The following is a 16,497-nucleotide window of genomic DNA, read 5'->3' on the forward strand; positions in this document are numbered from 1 at the left end:
ATAAACAAAATATATTAATTAAAAGAAGGAATTTAAAAGCGCCTGTAGCTCAATTGGATAGAGCGCTTGGCTACGGACCAGGAGGTTCTGGGTTCGACTCCTAGCAGGCGCACCAAAAACATTATGTTTGATTGGTTGTTAAAGTCATCACTACAAAACTCAGTGATATATTTTTTTGCAATTATTTTTTTAATTTTATTGTTACTAACTTTTATACTTTAAAAATATGTCAAAAGATTTTGAACAAATCAGCACTAAGCCTGGGTTTATGAAACATAATGGCGGTGTTTTATTTCGTAATATTTCTGAAAATAAATATGAATTTAAATCAATCATAAACGAAAATCATTTAAATATAGCAGGAATAACACATGGTGGGTATATAGCGGCTTTAATTGATGCTGGAGCTGGTACGGCTGCTCACAGAGTTTCAGGTAATGCTCCTTGTGTAACAATTTCTTTAGAATTAAAATACATTGGTGCATCAAAAGTAGGTGATGAAATTATAGGTACAGTTAATATTTTAAAAAAAACTAAAACTCTAGTTTTTTTAAACTGTGAAATAAAGTCAGCAGAAAATACTATCGCTTCAGCAAGTGGTGTTTGGAAAATATTAAAAATAAAACCTTCTGACTTAGGTCCTGGTGGCTAATTTCTTTTAAAATACTGATAAATCAAAATTGGAAAAGATATAATTGATCCAATAATCATAGTTTTAAGACCTGGCGCTACAAAAAATAATGAACCAAATCCTATAATCCATTTTTCATATGAGTTGAGGTTTTTTAAGAAATATCCAGTAAAAGCTATACCTAATAAAGCTATACCTAATAATACTCCCACCAAAGTAATGATAAGTTCATTTATCTCAAAATCATTTGAAATTAATAACAAAGAAGGTGAATAAACAAAAACAAATGGAACTAAAGCTTTAGCAATTCCTAGTCTAAAAGCTGTGTTACCTGTTTGAAAAGGATTTGATTTTGCAATTCCAGATGCAGCGTATGCAGCTAATGCAACAGGTGGTGTAATATCAGCTAAAACTCCATAATAAAATACAAAGAAATGTGCAACAAGTGGTTCAATATTAAGTTGAGATAAAGCAGGAGCAGCTACTGCAACCAGAATAATATAAGTTGCTGTGGTTGGTATACCAGCACCCATAATGATACATGAAATTGCAATTAATAATAATGAAAAAAAAAGTTTTAATTGTTCAAAAGTGAAATATGAAATTGGCCAAATATTAGAAAAAAAATTACCAATGTCACCTGCTGTTTGAAGAACTACAAAACCCAATCTAAACCCAACACCAGTCAATGTAACTACACCAACAATTATTCCAACACAAGTTGCGGCTGCACCAACAGCTAAAGTATTTTTAGCACCAGCTGATAAGCAATTCCATAAATCATTGAGATTTAATTTATTATTAGGTTTAATAAATCCAATTACCACACAAGAAATAATTCCATAAATTGCTGCAAAGTCTGGAGTCCTTCCAACTAAAATAAAATAAACTAAAATTATTAATGGAATTATTGATAACCAATTATCTTTTAAAACTTTTAAAAAATTTGGAAGTTCATCATTATTGAGCCCTCTTAATCCTAATTTTTTTGCTTCTAAATGAACCATAATAAAAATACCAAAATAATGTAATAAAGCAGGTATTAAAGCGGCAGCTAAAATATCTTTCAGCGGTATCTCTAAATATTCAACCATTATAAATGCTGCTGCACCCAAAATTGGTGGAGTGATCTGTCCACCTGTGGATGATGCTGCTTCAACAGCACCTGAAAAGTGAGATGGATATCCAACTTTTTTCATCGCAGGAATAGTTAGCGATCCTGTAGTAACAGTGTTTGCAATTGATGAACCTGAAATTGTTCCCATAAATGCAGAAGAAAAAATTGCAACTTTTGCGGGGCCACCTGAGAATTTTCCAGCAATCAACATTGCTAAATCAATAAATAATTTCCCTAAACCAACTCTAGTTGCAAGGACCCCAAATAAAATAAAAAGAAAAACATATTGAGCCATTACACCTACAGCAATCCCATATACACCTTGATTAGTAATATAAATGTGATTAACAAAACCCAACCAACTGGTACCACCATGTTTTAAAGCGCCAGGAGCATAAGGACCAAAGATTGCGAACAGTATAAAGATTATTGCTATTAGAGGTAATGTAAATCCTACGGATCTTCTTGTGGCTTCCAAAGTGAGAACAATAAGTACAGTTCCCATAAGAACATCTATTTGTTCAGGATTTCCAACTCTTTGAGCTAAAATTTCTGATGGCAGCAATGGTAAATATAAAGCAGATGCAACTGCTAAAATTGCAAAAACAATATCTAATATTGGGATATTTTGAATTTGAAAAAATTTTTTTTTATTTAAACTTTTTTTCCAACTAAAAAGTAGGAAAACTAAACCAATTACAAAAGAAATATGAATGCCTCTATGCAATACTTCCCGAACTAGTCCAAAACCAGATGCCCAAAAATGATAAATGGACATAGAAACAAGTAATGAAATAATTATTAAGTTAAACTTTGGGCCTATTTCTCTAAATGATAGTTGAGGATCGTATTTTTTTTCAATTTCCTCTAATTCTTTTAAAGTTGAAATTTTGTTTTCCATATAAAAAACCCTGAGTTTTTTCAAACTCAGGGTTTAATATTAATTAACTTATTTTAATAAGCCAGCTTCCTTATAGAACTTTTCAGCTCCTGGGTGTAATGGTACTCCAACGCCAGATAAAGCAGTGTCTGGTGTAATTGTTTTTCCTTTTGCATGACCTACATCCATTAGTTTTCTTGACTCTTTATTCCAAAGAGCTTTTGTAATGTTATAAATCAAAGTTTCATCTTCTTTAGCAGATGTAAACCACTGTGCCCCTACGGCAACAGTGCTTGTTGTATTAACATTTTCATATGTACCTGCTGGAATATCACTTTGTGAAAAGAAACCATATTTATCAGTTAATTTTTTTGCACCAGCACCATCAATTGGAACTAATTTAATTGCTACAGATGATGCTAACTCAACAATTGCTCCTGTTGGAAATCCTGCAACAACAAATATTGCGTCAACTTTTTTGTTTCTTAAAGCATCAGTAGCTGCGTTACCTTTTAAAGCCTCGGCTTTAACGTCTTTTTCGGACATTCCATTAGCTTCTAAAATAAGTAAGGCATCAACATATGTTCCTGATCCCGGTTCATCTAAAGAAACTCTTTTACCTTTTAGATCTTTTACAGAATTTATTCCACTATCTTTCAAAGTAACTAAATGAATATGTTCTTCAAATAAAGCTGCGATTGTTCTTAAATCTTTGGCAGGTTCTTTTCCTTCCATTGTTCCAGTGCCTGTATAAGCCCAATAAGCTACATCTGATTGAGCAAAACCAGAATTTCTCAATCCAGATATAATGGCATTTACGTTATCTACTGAACCTCTTGAAGAAACGGCTGAAGCAATCAATCCATCAACTCCACAACTTCCGCCTTTGCCACATTCTCTTGATCCAGGAGGTTTAGAAATTGCATTTGCAATCATTCCTCCAACTGGATAGTACGTGTATGCAGTTCCCCCAGTTCCAATTGTAAAGAAAGTTAAATCATTCGATATAGCTTTTCCAACAAAAGATCCTGATAGCAATAAAACTACTGCAAATGTTTTAAATAAATTTTTAAACATAAATCTCCTTATTAGTTATTTATTTTTTTAATTATTCTACAGTTTCAAAAAAGTTAATGTAAAAAAATATCAAATGAGAACATTTAACACAATGATTCGGCCATGTTTTAGTCTATTTTTGTTCTTTTGGACTAACTATATCTAGTACCCAAAAAAATTAGTATACCAAAGATAGAAAATGAAAAAAAATAAAATCACTGCTGTTTTAGGTCCCACCAATACTGGCAAAACCCATTTGGCCATTGAAACAATGCTATCTTTTGAGAGTGGTATGATTGGATTTCCTCTTAGACTACTAGCGAGAGAAGTTTATGAAAAAGTAATTAAGAAAACTAGCTTAGATAAAGTTGCTTTAATAACTGGTGAAGAAAAAATAATTCCTCCAGATGCAAAATATTTTTTATGTACTGTGGAATCTATGCCCATTGATAAACAGCTTGATTTTGTTGGTGTTGATGAAATTCAAACGTGTGCTGACCACGAAAGAGGTCACATATTTACAGATCGTTTGTTGAATATGAGGGGTGAAAAACTCACAATGCTAATGGGTTCAAACACAATTAAAAGTATTATTGCAAAATTAGATGATGATATAGAGTTTATTAATAGAGAAAGATTATCAAAATTAACCTACGCCGGTCATAAGAAAATTTCAAGAATCAATAGAAAAACTGCGATTATAGCATTCTCTGCAGAAGAAGTTTATGCCATAGCTGAGCTTATTAGAAGACAAAAGGGTGGGGCTGCAATTGTAATGGGTTCGTTAAGTCCAAAAACAAGAAATGCTCAAGTCGAGTTATACCAATCAGGAGACGTAGACTTTCTTGTTGCAACTGATGCAATAGGCATGGGTATTAATATGGATTTAGATTATGTGTATTTTTCTAATTTAAAAAAGTTTGATGGAAGAAAATTAAGGAAACTTAATCTTTCTGAAATAGGTCAAATAGCAGGAAGAGCAGGTAGATACTTAAATAATGGAAGCTTTGGTATAACTGGAGATTGTAAAGAAATAGGTGCTGAAGAAGTAGATTTAATTGAAAATCATAAATTTGAAGAAATTAAGATGTTATTTTGGAGAAATTCTAACTTAAATTTTAATAGTCCTTATTCATTATTAAAATCATTAGAACAAAAACCTTATCATGATTGGTTAAAAAAAATTCATGAATGTGAAGATGAAAAAGCATTAAAGTTTTTTTTAAAAGATAAAAATCTTGAAAATATAAACATGAACCAAAATACTTTAAGTTTATTGTGGGAGTGTTGCCAAATACCTGATTTTGTAAAAAAAACATATGGGAACCACTACGAAGTTATCAGTAAAGTTTTTGGTTTTCTGAGTGGGAAAAATGGAAAAATTCCTGACGATTATATGAGGATTCAGCTAATGAAATTGGATAAATTAGAAGGAAATGTAGATTCTTTATCAAATAGAATTGCAAATGTAAGAACTTGGTCTTATGTTTCGAATAAAAATAATTGGATAGATAATCAAGATTATTGGATTGAAAAAACTAAAAATTTAGAAGACAAGTTATCAGATAGATTGCATGAGGAACTTACAAAAACATTTATTGATAAAAGAGCTAGTGTTTTAGCAAGAGGTTTAAGGCAAGATATGGAATTCAAAACAGAAATATTACAAAACAATGATGTAAAAATTGATGATCATTATATCGGTAAAATTAATGGTTTAAAACTTGAGCTTGATCTAAAACAAGGAGCTTTAGAAACAGATATAAAATCATTAAAAAAAGCAGCAAGACAATCAGTTGGCCCAGAGCTTGAAAAAAGAATCGACACGATAATTGAAACAAAACTAATTGAACTTAATGATGATTTTAAAATTTATTGGAATAAGTTTCCTATTGCTAAAATCAACACGGGCAAAGACTATCTTAGTCCAAATTTGGATGTCATTGCAGATGAAATATTAGAACAAAAACAAAAACAAAAGCTAAGTGATTTTCTAAAAAAATGGTTAGATGAAAAAATTAATTTCGAGCTTAAAAGTTTAATAGATCTAAAAAGTATAAATCAAAAAAACTCATCTGTTAAAGCGCTAGCATATCAATTGTATGAAAATAACGGTGTATTAAAAAGAGATCAGGTATCGGAATATTTAAAATCTTTAGGCCAAGAAGAAAGAAAAATATTAAGAGAGATAGGTGTAAAATTTGGAAGATATCACGTGTATCTTTTTAGATTAATTAAACCTGAGGCAGTTAAATTAAGAACATTGCTATGGAAAAACTATCATCAAAAATATTTTAATCTTAAACCACCTACTTTTGGATTAAATTTTATTGAAGATAAAAATAAAAGAAATCAAAATTTTATGTTGTTATGTGGATTTGAAAAGTTTGATAACTCCTATGTCAGAATAGATATTTTAGAACGGCTATTCATGCTAATTATAAATACTGATACAGATCAAGATAAAGAAATTAAATTGGTTCCTGAAATGTTGAATTTGTTAGGTTGTAATAAAGAAAACTTTGTTAATCTTATAAAAAAAATGAATTATAAAATTATAGAAAAAGAAAATGATACTTATTTTAAATATAATCCAATGAAAAAAAGAAAGAATATTAATAAAAAAGTTATAACAAAAGAAAATCCATTTAATATTCTTAAAAATTTGAATTTAAATAACTAATGTTTTTTAAAAAAGAAGATAAAAAAGAAGACTTTCCTTTAAGTAAAATTGGCTCTTTATTGATTCATGCTGCAAAAATTGATGAAAATTATTCAAGTGAAGAAGAGGAAATTATAAAAAAAACACTAATTTCATTGGGTGCAGAACCTAAGAGCATAGAGCAATTAATTAAAATCAGTATAGAGAATGAAGAAAAATCAAATCAAATATTAGAGTTTACGAAAGAAGTTAAAAATTTATCTGATGATTATAAAACTAAAATAATAGAAGCTTTATGGAGAATAATTTACTCAAATAAAAATGCTGACATTTATGAAACTAATTTAATGAGAAGACTTACTGGACTTTTATATATTGACAGTAAGATCATGGGCGATATTAAAGAAAAAATTAAAAAGGAATATTCATAAATGACCTACATCGTTAATGACAAATGTATCAAATGTAAGCTAATGGATTGTGTAGAAGTTTGCCCAGTTGACTGTTTTTACGAAGGCAAGAATATGCTTGTAATTAAGCCTGATGAGTGTATAGATTGTGGCGTTTGCGAACCAGAATGTCCGGTTGATGCGATAACAGCAGATACTGAACCAGGTAGCGAAAAATGGTTAGAAATTAATAAACAGTATTCTGAAATCTGGCCTAATATTAGTGAAAAAAAAGATCCACCATCGGATCACGAAAAATTTAAAGATGTAAAAGACAAATATGAAAAATATTTTAAAGAAAATCTTGAATAAAAAAAAAGCTAAAAAAGTAGTAAAAAAAGCAAAACCAAAACCTAAAACTAAAGCAAAAAAAGTTGTAACAAAAAAAGTAACAAAAGCAAAAAAAGTAGCTAAGGTAAGTCCTAAAAAATCCTCTAAAAAGACAGAAGAAAAAATTGAAAACAAATCTTCAGATGGTTTAAGAATTTCTAAATCTAATGAGATTAAACCTGAGATTAAAAAAGTAAAAAAACAAGAAACTGAAAAAAGAGAATATAAAGTTAAAGATTATGTTGTTTATCCAAAACATGGTGTTGGTCAAATCACAGAATTCAAAAAAATAAGTATAGGTGGAATTGACGTTGAAACTTATGTAATAAAGTTTGAGAAAGATAAAGCAAATGGAATGGTGCCAGTAAATAAGCAGTTTCATCTAAGACCATTAGCGACAATTAACCAAGTAAATAAATGTATTTCTATTTTAAAAAGTAAGCCAAAAATTAAAAGATCTATGTGGAGTAGAAGAGCTCAAGAATATGAAGCAAAAATTTCCTCTGGAAAAATCTACGAGCTTGCTGAAGTTGTGAGAGATTTAAATAAAGGTGATGATTTAATGGTTGATCAATCTTATTCGGAAAGACAATTATTTGAAAAAGCTTACGAAAGAATGCAATCAGAGTTTCAAATAATTTTAAACTTATCTGTAGAAGATACTCAAAAAAAATTAGATAAAGCCCTTAAGAGAAACACTGGTGTTCAACCAAAACCAGAGACATCAACAGAAAATAAAAGTTCTACGGTAAAAATGCCAATAGAAGAACCTATTGGTGATGAAGACGACCCAATAGAAGACTAAAAAAAAACGCCTCTCACACGTAAATCGTTATGAGAAGCGTTTTTGTTTAAGAATACTAAGAGACTATCTTCTTCTTTTTTTAGCCTTCTTCTTAGCTTTTTTCTTAGCTTTTTTCTTAGTTTTCTTTGCCGCTTTTTTTCTTTTCTTAGGCATCTTTAGCTCCCTTTTTTAATTAACGAATCATAATGATTCGCTCTTAACTTATTTTTATTTTTTTATAACACCTATGTCAATTGTTTAATTAAAACCAAAATTTTAAAAAAATTTTTTTTATTTTATAAAATTTTTTTTATTTTTTTTTTTTTTAAAAAAGTAAGTGTTTATGCGATTAATAACTAATTTTTTAATAAAGTTTTTCTAATTCTTCTTTATATTTTTTTATTATTTTGAATCTTTTTAATTTTAATGTTGGTGTCATCGTTTCATTTTCAATTGTAAATTGTTCTTTAATTATTAAAAATTTTTTAATCATTTCAACTTTAGATAAATTTTTATTTATAATTTCAATTTCTTTTTGGACTAGCTCATTGTTTATTTGATCATCAAATTCTTTATTTATTACAAGTAATGCAACCAGATATGGTTTTCCATCTCCATAAACTAATGCTTGCTCTATAAAATTAATTTTTATTAAATCGTTTTCGATTTTTATTGGAGAAATGTTGTCACCTCCTGGTGAAATTAAGATATCTTTTTTTCTATCTGTAATTTTTAAAAATCCGTTTTCAATAACTCCAATATCTCCTGTGTATAACCATCCATCTTTTAAGACTTCTTTGGTCTCTACATCTTTATTCCAATATCCTTGCATTACATTTTCCCCTTTAACAAGAATTTCTCCATCATCTTCAATTTTTACCTCATTTCCTGGAAATGGTGGACCTACTGTTTCAATTCTAATATCATTTATTGGGTTACAGCTTACAACAGGTGAGGTTTCAGTAAGACCATAACCCTGTAAAGTTGGTAATCCTATAGAATTTAAAAATAAACCGACTTCTTTATCTAAAGCACCACCTCCAGATATAAATGCCTTGAGAGAACCACCAAATTGTTTTTTTATTTTTTTTCTTACTAATATATCACAAAAAAAATTTTGTATTTTTTCTATAAAATTCAAATTTTTCTCTACTAATTTTTTCCTACCAAGATCAATGGTTAGATTAATTATATTTTTTTTAAAACCTTCTGCTTTATTGAAAGTTGAGTTAATTTTTTGATATAGATTTTGATAAAATCTTGGAACAGCTGTCATTATTTCAGGACTACAGTCTCCCATATTTTTTATTAATTTATCAATACTCTCCGCATAAAATACTTTTGCACTAACAGCCATTTGAACAAATTGAACTGTATGCTCATATGAATGCGATAATGGTAACCAAGTTAAAAAATGAGGTTTGTTGGAAACAAATTCTTTTAGTAAAATATAGGCTCCCTCACAATTATTTAATATTCCACCATGACTTAGCATTACTCCTTTGGGATCACCTTGTGTTCCAGAAGTATAGATTATACATGCAGTATCTCCTCTTTTTATATCTAAATTAAAAAAATTATGCTCAGATACTTTATTATCCGAAAGTATCGAATTAATATTTTCTATTTTAATTTCTTCATCATTAACTTCATCAAATGAAATTACTTTTTTAATAAAATTTTTATTTTTAATTACATTCCTTATTTTCTTAAATAGTTCATTGTTGGAAATTAAAATTACTGATGGTTGGCAGTCTTGAATAATATATTCATAATCTCTTTCTGTATATGTTGTATAGGATGGCACTGTTACCCCTTTGGACAGCATTATAGACAAATCAGATATCATCCATTCTGGTCTATTTTCAGAAATTAATAAGCACCTGTCTCCAGGTTTTACTATTGATGAGATATTCGATGAAAGTTTAATTACTGATTGAAAAGTTTGTTCCCATGTAAAAGTTTCATTTCGTTTAAGAGATGTTAGAAAAATATCTTGCTTATTGCTTAACTGATATTGTGTATAAAATAATTCTAAAAGATTATTTAATTTATTAATATTCATAATTTATGGTGGGCGAAGAGAGAATCGAACTCTCACTTCTTGCGAAACACGATTTTGAGTCGTGCGCGTCTACCAGTTCCGCCATTCGCCCTTTAAAAGTAAATTAAAATGTTTAAATAGTATAAGAACTAAACTTAATTTAAAACAAAAAAACAATGCTTAATGCTTTATATAAAAAATGCTTAGAACTAGCTGCACACAAAAGTTCTAAGTTTTTTTTAGGTATTGTTTCTTTTGTTGAGAGTTCTTTTTTTCCTATACCGCCAGACGTTATGATTATTCCTATGGTATTTGCTAAAAAGAAAGAATTTATAAAAATTTTTCTAATAGCAACAATTTTTTCAGTACTTGGTGGAATATTTGGTTATTTTTTAGGCTCTTTCTTTTTTGATTTTGCTTCTGAAATTATAAGTATTTATGGCTATGAAGATAAAATTCTTAAAATTAAAAATGATTTAAATGAAGGAACTGGTTTTTATGCTTGGTTTGGAATTTTATTTTTAGCTGGTTTTACACCATTACCCTACAAGGTATTCACTATTGCAAGTGGACTTGTTGGATTTAATTTATTAATATTTATTATTGTTAGTATCATTTCTAGAGGTTTAAGATTTTTTATAATTTCCTTTCTATCCTATAAGTTTGGTTATTTATTCACCGAATTTATGAATAAACACGGTTCCAAATGGTTTACTATTATAGGTGTTGTTTTGGTTTTTATATTCGCAGTTGTAATATACATTTTAAAACATACATCTTAGGCAAATGAACCAAAAAATTTATAATGCTATTTTAGCTATTTCATTAATAGCCTTAAGTTCGGCCTTTTTTATTGAATATATTTTAGGTCATCAGCCTTGTAATTTGTGTATCTTAGAGAGAGTCCCTTATGCTTTAAGTGCTTTAATTATATTGAGTTATTACAAATTAAACTTTAAAGAAGCTAATCTCATTAAGATTCTAATAATTATTTTTGTCTCTGGTAGTATTTTATCTATTTATCATTTTGGGATAGAGCAAGGGCTTATTGAAGAGTCATTTGTATGTAGTGCTTCAGATAATGTATCACTTAATAAAGAACAATTACTAAAAGAATTACAAAAAATGACTATTAGCTGTAAAAATGTTACTTTTCGTATACTAGGTCTGTCATTAACTACGTATAATATATTATTATCTGTAATTATTTCTGCTATTTTATTAAGAATTTATGTCAAACAAAAATAAAACTGATCAAAAAAAACTGACTGAATTTATAAGAGTAGATCATGCTGGCGAAAGAGGAGCTGTTAAAATTTATGAAGGTCAATTATTAGCTCTTAACACTATTATCAAAAACGAAAGTTTAAAAAAAACAATAGAAGAAATGAGAGTTCATGAAAAAGAGCACTGTGAATTTTTTGAAAAAGAAATTAAAAAAAGAAACATTAAACCTACAAAATTATTACCCTTATGGGATCTATTGGGTGTAGGGTTGGGTTTTGGTTCTACAATAATTGGTAAAAAAGCTGCTATGTTATGCACTGCCTCAGTTGAAGAAGTTATAGATAAACACTATTTAGATCAAATTAATCAATTAGGGTCTGATGAAAAAGAACTTAAAAATAAAATAAAAAAATTTAGAGATGATGAATTACATCATAAAGATATAGCTTATGAAAAAGGAGCTACAAAAAAAGGACTGTATTCTCTTATGGATAAAATAATTAAAACTGGATCAAAAATAGCAATTAATATTTCAGAAAAAATTTAATTTTCTAATTCAACGTCCCAATATAAATAGTCCATCCAGCTTTTATGAAGAAAGTTTGGTGGAAAGTTTTTTCCATTTTTATGAAGATCTTCTGTTGAGGGCCTATAAGGATGTTGGTTTAATTTCATACCAGAAAATTTTAAGAGTTTACCACCTTTTTTTACATTACATGATGAGCATGCTGTAACAACGTTATCCCAATTTGTTTCTCCACCTTTCGATCTTGGAAGTAAGTGGTCGAATGTTAATTCATCTTTGCTCCCGCAATATTGGCAAGAAAATTTATCTCTTAAAAAAACATTGAATCTTGTAAAACTTGGCTTTGCTTGAGGGACTATATAATCTTTCAAAGCAATAACGCTTGGCAACTGCATACTAAAAGAAGGGCTTCTAATTTCTCTATCATACTTACTCACAATAATTACTCTATCTAAAAAGACTGATTTTACTGTATCTTGCCAAGACCATAATGATAAAGGGTAGTAACTTAAAGGTCTATAATCTGCATTTAGAACTAAAGCAGGACATTTTTCTAAAGAAACATCTTGTTCTATAAAATTCATACTAAAAGCATAACTTAATTAAAAATTATTTTCAATATGACTTAAATATTAAATTTTTTTTAAAATATAATTTAGTGCTAAACTTGAGGCTTCAATTGGGATATGATGTCCACAATTTTTTACTAAATGCGATTCAATATTAATTTTTTCCCTCATTAAAAAATCTTTTGCTTCCAATAAAAATGTTGGAGAAACAATATCATCAAGTTCACCATGAATTAGAAAAACTTCTGTTGGATTTTTTAATCTTTCTTTCAAATCTATTTGATTGATTATTTTTCCTGAGAAACCCACTATTGAATTGAATTTTTCTTCTGAAGTAAGTCCTACATTTAATGACATCATGCAACCTTGACTAAAGCCTGATAGACATATCTTATCTGTTGCCAGATTAAACTCCTCCTTAACTTCTGAGATAAATTTCTTTAGAACATCTTCTGCTTTTTTTGACTCTTGCAAAATATATTTTGGATCATCTTTAGTTAAGTCAAACCACTGAAAGCCTACTGGATTTATTTCACATTTTTCATGACCATCTGGACAAATAAAAACTGTATTTGGAAGATGTCGCTTCCAATTTAAAGTAAGCATACTTATATCGTTTCCATCGCCTCCATAACCATGTAACAATATTATTGCGTTTTTTATTTCTTCTTCAGGTTTAATAATCTTCGTATTTAGGCAAAATGTCATATTAGTAATTTCTTGTTTTATATTTCATAAAACAATCTAAAATATAAGTAAATGATTTCTAGTGTATTAGTAAAAATATTATCAATAGTTCTACTTATTGCTGTAGGGATAGTTTTGATACTTGGAATTGGAACCCTTTTCAAAGGTGGTAGTACCAGCAAAAAATATTCTAATAAATTAATGCAGTTAAGAGTTTTGCTTCAATTTATTGCTATTGTTGTCTTGGTTGGATTTGCCTATTTCTTTAAAAACTAATTATATTTAGACAACCAATTAATTATCTCTGGATCTTCGAAATCTACTATGCCTATAATTCTTGCAAATTCTTTTCCTTGTTTATTTATTAAAACTGAGGTTGGCACACCTCTTAATGCTAAAGTTCTTGCTAAACTTATTTTTGGATCAAAATATATTTGCAAATTTTTAATGCTTAGCTCTTTAAAAAAATCTTTAGATTTTTCAACACTATCATTTCCAACATTAACCGAAAATATTTCTAAATTATCTAAATCTTTATTGATTTGAAGTTTATCTAATGAGGGCATTTCTTCTTTGCAAGGTGCACACCATACTGCCCAAAAATTCAATAAAATTAATTTCCCTTTAAATTCGTTGATATTAATTTCTCTATCATTTTCGTCCAAAAAAGAGATTTTATCGTATGTTTTTAATTCACTGTTTAATACAATGTTTTTTGAGGGAACTTTTTCTGATGCCACAGCATTTGCAACCAAAAATATATATAGTATTAAAATTCTCATAATTAAAAGATATAATTTAATAACATGACTAACAAAAAAAACAATAAAGCAGTTTGGAATACCAGAATTAAAAAAAAGACTTCCTCTTTATTTCAAAGAATAGGAAGCTCTCTTGCGATTGATAAACAACTTTATAAAGAAGATATTGTTGGATCAAAAGCTCATGTGGAAATGCTGTTTAAGCAGAAAATTATTTCTTTCAAAATAAAAAATAAAATAATTTATGGTTTAGACAAAATCGAAAAAGAAATAAAAAATAATAAGTTTATTTTTAAAAATGAATATGAAGATATTCATATGAGTATAGAAAAAAGACTTCATGAAATTATAGGTGAGGAAGCGGGATATTTGCATATTGCTAGATCTAGAAACGATCAAGTTATTACAGATTTCAAACTTTGGATGAAGGTCTCTACAATAAAAATTAATGATGAAATAGATAAGCTCATTAAGTCAATAATTAAATTGGCTGAAAAAAATATTGATACAATTATGCCAGGTTTCACACATTTAAAAAATGCTCAAGCTGTATCTTTTGCACATTATCTTATGGCTTATATCGAAATGTTTAATCGAGATAAAATTAGATATAACAACAATTTAGATTTTTTAAATGAAAATCCCTTAGGTGTTGGAGCTCTTACTGGTACGTCTTTCAATATCGATAGAGAATTTACTACAAAGAAACTGAAATTTAAAAAACCAACAAATAATTCTATAGATACAGTTTCCGATAGAGATTTTGTGTTAGATTTTCTCTACTCATCCTCTGTCTGCTCTATGCATATATCTAGAATTGCTGAAGAGTTAATCATTTGGAATTCAGATGGCTTCAATCTAATAAATCTTTCAGATCAAGTTGTAACCGGATCATCAATTATGCCTCAAAAAAAGAATCCTGATCTTTTAGAATTTTTACGTGGCAAAACTGGTCAGTCCTATGGAGATTTATTTTCCATGCTTACAATTTTAAAAGGATTGCCTATGTCTTATTTTAAAGATTTACAGGATGATAAAAAATTGGTTTTTAGCTCTTACGATAACATCATCAATAGCCTTAAGATACTTAATGAAGTGATTACTAATTTATCGCCAAATAAAAAAAATATGCTTACGTTAGCTGAAAAAGGATATATTTTAGCAACTGATTTAGCTGATTATTTAACAAAAAATCATTCAATATCATTTAGAGAAGCATATGATTTAACAGCAACAATTGTTAATTATGCAGAAAAAAATCAAAAAAATTTAAATGAGTTAACACTTGATGAATTAAAAAAATTTGACTCAAATTTTAATAAAGAAGTTCTTAAAATCTTTAACTTAAAAAACTCAATAAATTCAAAAAAATCTTTTGGAGGAACCGCTTTTAGTAATATAAAAAAGATGATAGTGAAATATAAGAAAATTTTATGATACAAAAATTAACCTTGCTAATTTTAATTTGCATTATTACTTCTTCATGCGGGAAAAAGGCAGATCCTGTTTATAAAGAAAGTAATCTTAATAACGACACTAAAATTATTAGTGTAGTATGAAATATTCAAAAGAAAATTTTTTAATTGAAAATGTTAGAGCAGAAGAAATTGCTAAAAAATTTGGCACACCCTGTTATTGTTATTCATTCAACAAATTAAAAGATAACATAAATAAATTTAAAAAAAATTTTTCATCTATTAATCCCTTAATCTGCTTTGCAGTAAAATCTAATACTAATTCAAAACTTCTAAATGAAATAAAAAAGTTTGGCTTAGGTGCCGATGTAGTCTCTGTAGGTGAATTAATGAAAGCTTTAAAAGCTGGAATATCTTCAAAAAAAATAGTTTTTTCTGGAGTTGGAAAAACATCTGAAGAAATAAAATATGCCATAAGTAAAGATATTCTTTTAATAAATACAGAGTCACAAAGTGAAATTTTTGAAATAGAAAGAATTGCAAAATCTCTTAAAAAAAAAGTTAATATTGGAATTCGTTTAAACCCAAATACAGATGCAAAAACTTTAAGCCAAATTTCAACAGGTAAAAAAGAGAATAAATTTGGAGTAGATGAAAAGAAACTTATTGATTTAGTTGCTTATGTAAAATCTTCAAGAAATTTAGGATTGAAATGTTTGAGTGTCCATATTGGTAGTCAAATACTTAATCACAAACCTTATGAAAAAATGCTCAAAGTTTTAGATCGTGTTATAAAAAAATGTGATCATAATTTTGATTATATAGACTTAGGTGGTGGCATGGGTATTGATTATGAAGGAGTAAATAAAAAACTTAACCTAAAAAAATATGCTCAAGCTATACAAAAATTTGTAAAAAAATATAATTCAAAAATTATTTTTGAACCTGGTAGATCAATAATTGGCAACACAGCTGTTTTATTGTCTAAAGTTATATATATAAAAAAGAACTCACAAAAAGATTTTATAATTTTAGATGCTGCAATGAATGATCTTATGAGGCCAGCCTTATATGGAGCAAAACATAGAATATTGCCCATTAAAAAATTAAAACAAAAGGCTAATAAAAGTTATGAGTTTGTTGGACCTATTTGTGAAAGTACAGACAAGTTTTTAAATGTTAATAATTTTCAAAAATTAAATGAAAAAGATTTTGTAATCATTTGCGATGTTGGTGCTTACGGTATGTCTCTCAGCTCAAATTATAATATGAGACCTAAAGCCCCAGAAATTCTAATTCAAGGTTCAAAATTCAAAGTTATAAACAAGAGACAAAAGCTCAAAGACTTAATATAGTTTT

The 16,497-nt window shown here is 28.2% G+C and carries 17 protein-coding genes and 2 tRNA genes; 12 read left to right on the forward strand and 7 right to left on the reverse strand.

Translation table 11 applies throughout. The features are described from left to right. The first annotated feature begins 38 nt into the window (after positions 1-38). Both ACTT9P_RS00705 and ACTT9P_RS00710 read left to right on the forward strand, forming a co-directional pair. Positions 39-115: transfer RNA gene (locus ACTT9P_RS00705), tRNA-Arg, on the forward strand. Positions 116-226: 111 nt separating this feature from the next. After that, entirely contained in the window at positions 227-652 is a 426-nt protein-coding gene (locus tag ACTT9P_RS00710; protein WP_440908773.1) for a PaaI family thioesterase, read from the forward strand. On the opposite strand, the gene ACTT9P_RS00715 is transcribed toward ACTT9P_RS00710, so the two are convergent. Then, positions 649-2,649 carry a TRAP transporter permease gene (locus ACTT9P_RS00715; RefSeq protein WP_440908774.1) on the reverse strand — a complete coding sequence of 667 codons (2,001 nt, stop codon included), beginning with the start codon at positions 2,647-2,649 and terminating at the stop codon, positions 649-651. The two genes, ACTT9P_RS00710 and ACTT9P_RS00715, sit on opposite strands and share 4 nt — an antisense overlap. 48 nt (positions 2,650-2,697) lie before the next feature. Beyond that, complete coding sequence (locus ACTT9P_RS00720; RefSeq protein ID WP_440908775.1) at positions 2,698-3,705, reverse strand: TAXI family TRAP transporter solute-binding subunit; 1,008 nt, start codon at positions 3,703-3,705, stop codon at positions 2,698-2,700. 178 nt (positions 3,706-3,883) lie between these two features. Between ACTT9P_RS00720 and ACTT9P_RS00725 the strand changes: the two genes are divergently transcribed. The 4 genes from ACTT9P_RS00725 to ACTT9P_RS00740 are packed head-to-tail and all read left to right on the forward strand — an operon-like array spanning position 3,884 to position 7,930. After that, on the forward strand, positions 3,884-6,367 hold the full coding sequence (locus tag ACTT9P_RS00725; protein ID WP_440908776.1) for a helicase-related protein: 2,484 nt from the start codon (positions 3,884-3,886) through the stop codon (positions 6,365-6,367). After that, positions 6,367-6,777, forward strand: coding sequence for a TerB family tellurite resistance protein (locus tag ACTT9P_RS00730; RefSeq protein WP_440908777.1), 411 nt, complete (start codon positions 6,367-6,369; stop codon positions 6,775-6,777). Before ACTT9P_RS00725 ends, ACTT9P_RS00730 begins: the two co-directional genes overlap by 1 nt. Continuing rightward, entirely contained in the window at positions 6,778-7,107 is a 330-nt protein-coding gene (gene fdxA / locus ACTT9P_RS00735) for a ferredoxin FdxA (RefSeq protein ID WP_440908778.1), read from the forward strand. Then, positions 7,076-7,930: a CarD family transcriptional regulator gene (locus ACTT9P_RS00740; RefSeq protein ID WP_440908779.1), complete on the forward strand. Its 855-nt coding sequence runs from the start codon at positions 7,076-7,078 to the stop codon at positions 7,928-7,930. Before fdxA ends, ACTT9P_RS00740 begins: the two co-directional genes overlap by 32 nt. Before the next feature lie 343 nt (positions 7,931-8,273). Here the strand turns inward: ACTT9P_RS00740 and ACTT9P_RS00745 are convergent, their stop codons facing one another. Together ACTT9P_RS00745 and ACTT9P_RS00750 are read right to left on the reverse strand one after the other, a co-directional pair. Then, positions 8,274-9,974, reverse strand: a complete 1,701-nt coding sequence (locus ACTT9P_RS00745) for an AMP-dependent synthetase/ligase (protein ID WP_440908780.1) — start codon at positions 9,972-9,974, stop codon at positions 8,274-8,276. A gap of 6 nt (positions 9,975-9,980) precedes the next feature. Then, positions 9,981-10,065 (reverse strand) — tRNA-Leu (locus ACTT9P_RS00750). A gap of 64 nt (positions 10,066-10,129) precedes the next feature. Here ACTT9P_RS00750 and ACTT9P_RS00755 point away from each other — a divergent pair. The 3 genes from ACTT9P_RS00755 to ACTT9P_RS00765 are packed head-to-tail and all read left to right on the forward strand — an operon-like array spanning position 10,130 to position 11,727. Then, positions 10,130-10,735, forward strand: a complete 606-nt coding sequence (locus tag ACTT9P_RS00755) for a YqaA family protein (protein ID WP_440908781.1) — start codon at positions 10,130-10,132, stop codon at positions 10,733-10,735. A 4-nt stretch (positions 10,736-10,739) separates the two neighbouring features. Further along, positions 10,740-11,201, forward strand: a complete 462-nt coding sequence (locus ACTT9P_RS00760) for a disulfide bond formation protein B (RefSeq protein ID WP_440908782.1) — start codon at positions 10,740-10,742, stop codon at positions 11,199-11,201. Continuing rightward, positions 11,185-11,727 carry a demethoxyubiquinone hydroxylase family protein gene (locus tag ACTT9P_RS00765; RefSeq protein ID WP_440908783.1) on the forward strand — a complete coding sequence of 181 codons (543 nt, stop codon included), beginning with the start codon at positions 11,185-11,187 and terminating at the stop codon, positions 11,725-11,727. The genes ACTT9P_RS00760 and ACTT9P_RS00765 overlap by 17 nt, the downstream gene beginning before the upstream one ends. Here ACTT9P_RS00765 and ACTT9P_RS00770 read toward each other — a convergent pair. Further along, complete coding sequence (locus tag ACTT9P_RS00770; protein ID WP_440908784.1) at positions 11,724-12,290, reverse strand: HNH endonuclease; 567 nt, start codon at positions 12,288-12,290, stop codon at positions 11,724-11,726. The genes ACTT9P_RS00765 and ACTT9P_RS00770 overlap by 4 nt on opposite strands. A 48-nt stretch (positions 12,291-12,338) precedes the next feature. Next, positions 12,339-12,983 (reverse strand): alpha/beta hydrolase, encoded by a 645-nt coding sequence (locus tag ACTT9P_RS00775; RefSeq protein WP_440908785.1) that lies wholly within the window; start codon positions 12,981-12,983, stop codon positions 12,339-12,341. 51 nt (positions 12,984-13,034) lie between these two features. Here ACTT9P_RS00775 and ACTT9P_RS00780 point away from each other — a divergent pair, with 51 nt between their 5' ends. Next, the gene (locus ACTT9P_RS00780; protein WP_440908786.1) at positions 13,035-13,238 is read left to right on the forward strand and encodes a twin transmembrane helix small protein; all 204 of its coding nucleotides are present in this window, start codon (positions 13,035-13,037) and stop codon (positions 13,236-13,238) included. Here the strand turns inward: ACTT9P_RS00780 and ACTT9P_RS00785 are convergent. Next, the gene (locus ACTT9P_RS00785) at positions 13,235-13,744 is read right to left on the reverse strand and encodes a TlpA family protein disulfide reductase (protein ID WP_440908787.1); all 510 of its coding nucleotides are present in this window, start codon (positions 13,742-13,744) and stop codon (positions 13,235-13,237) included. The genes ACTT9P_RS00780 and ACTT9P_RS00785 overlap by 4 nt on opposite strands. Positions 13,745-13,768: 24 nt before the next feature. On the opposite strand from ACTT9P_RS00785, the gene argH reads away from it, so the two are divergent. Both argH and lysA read left to right on the forward strand, forming a co-directional pair. Further along, complete coding sequence (gene argH / locus ACTT9P_RS00790; protein ID WP_440908788.1) at positions 13,769-15,160, forward strand: argininosuccinate lyase; 1,392 nt, start codon at positions 13,769-13,771, stop codon at positions 15,158-15,160. Positions 15,161-15,278: 118 nt separating this feature from the next. Further along, complete coding sequence (gene lysA, locus ACTT9P_RS00795; RefSeq protein ID WP_440908789.1) at positions 15,279-16,493, forward strand: diaminopimelate decarboxylase; 1,215 nt, start codon at positions 15,279-15,281, stop codon at positions 16,491-16,493. Positions 16,494-16,497: the final 4 nt, after the last annotated feature.

Origin of the sequence: Candidatus Pelagibacter sp., assembly GCF_052048095.1 — a bacterium.
Taxonomy (GTDB): Bacteria; Pseudomonadota; Alphaproteobacteria; order Pelagibacterales; family Pelagibacteraceae; genus Pelagibacter.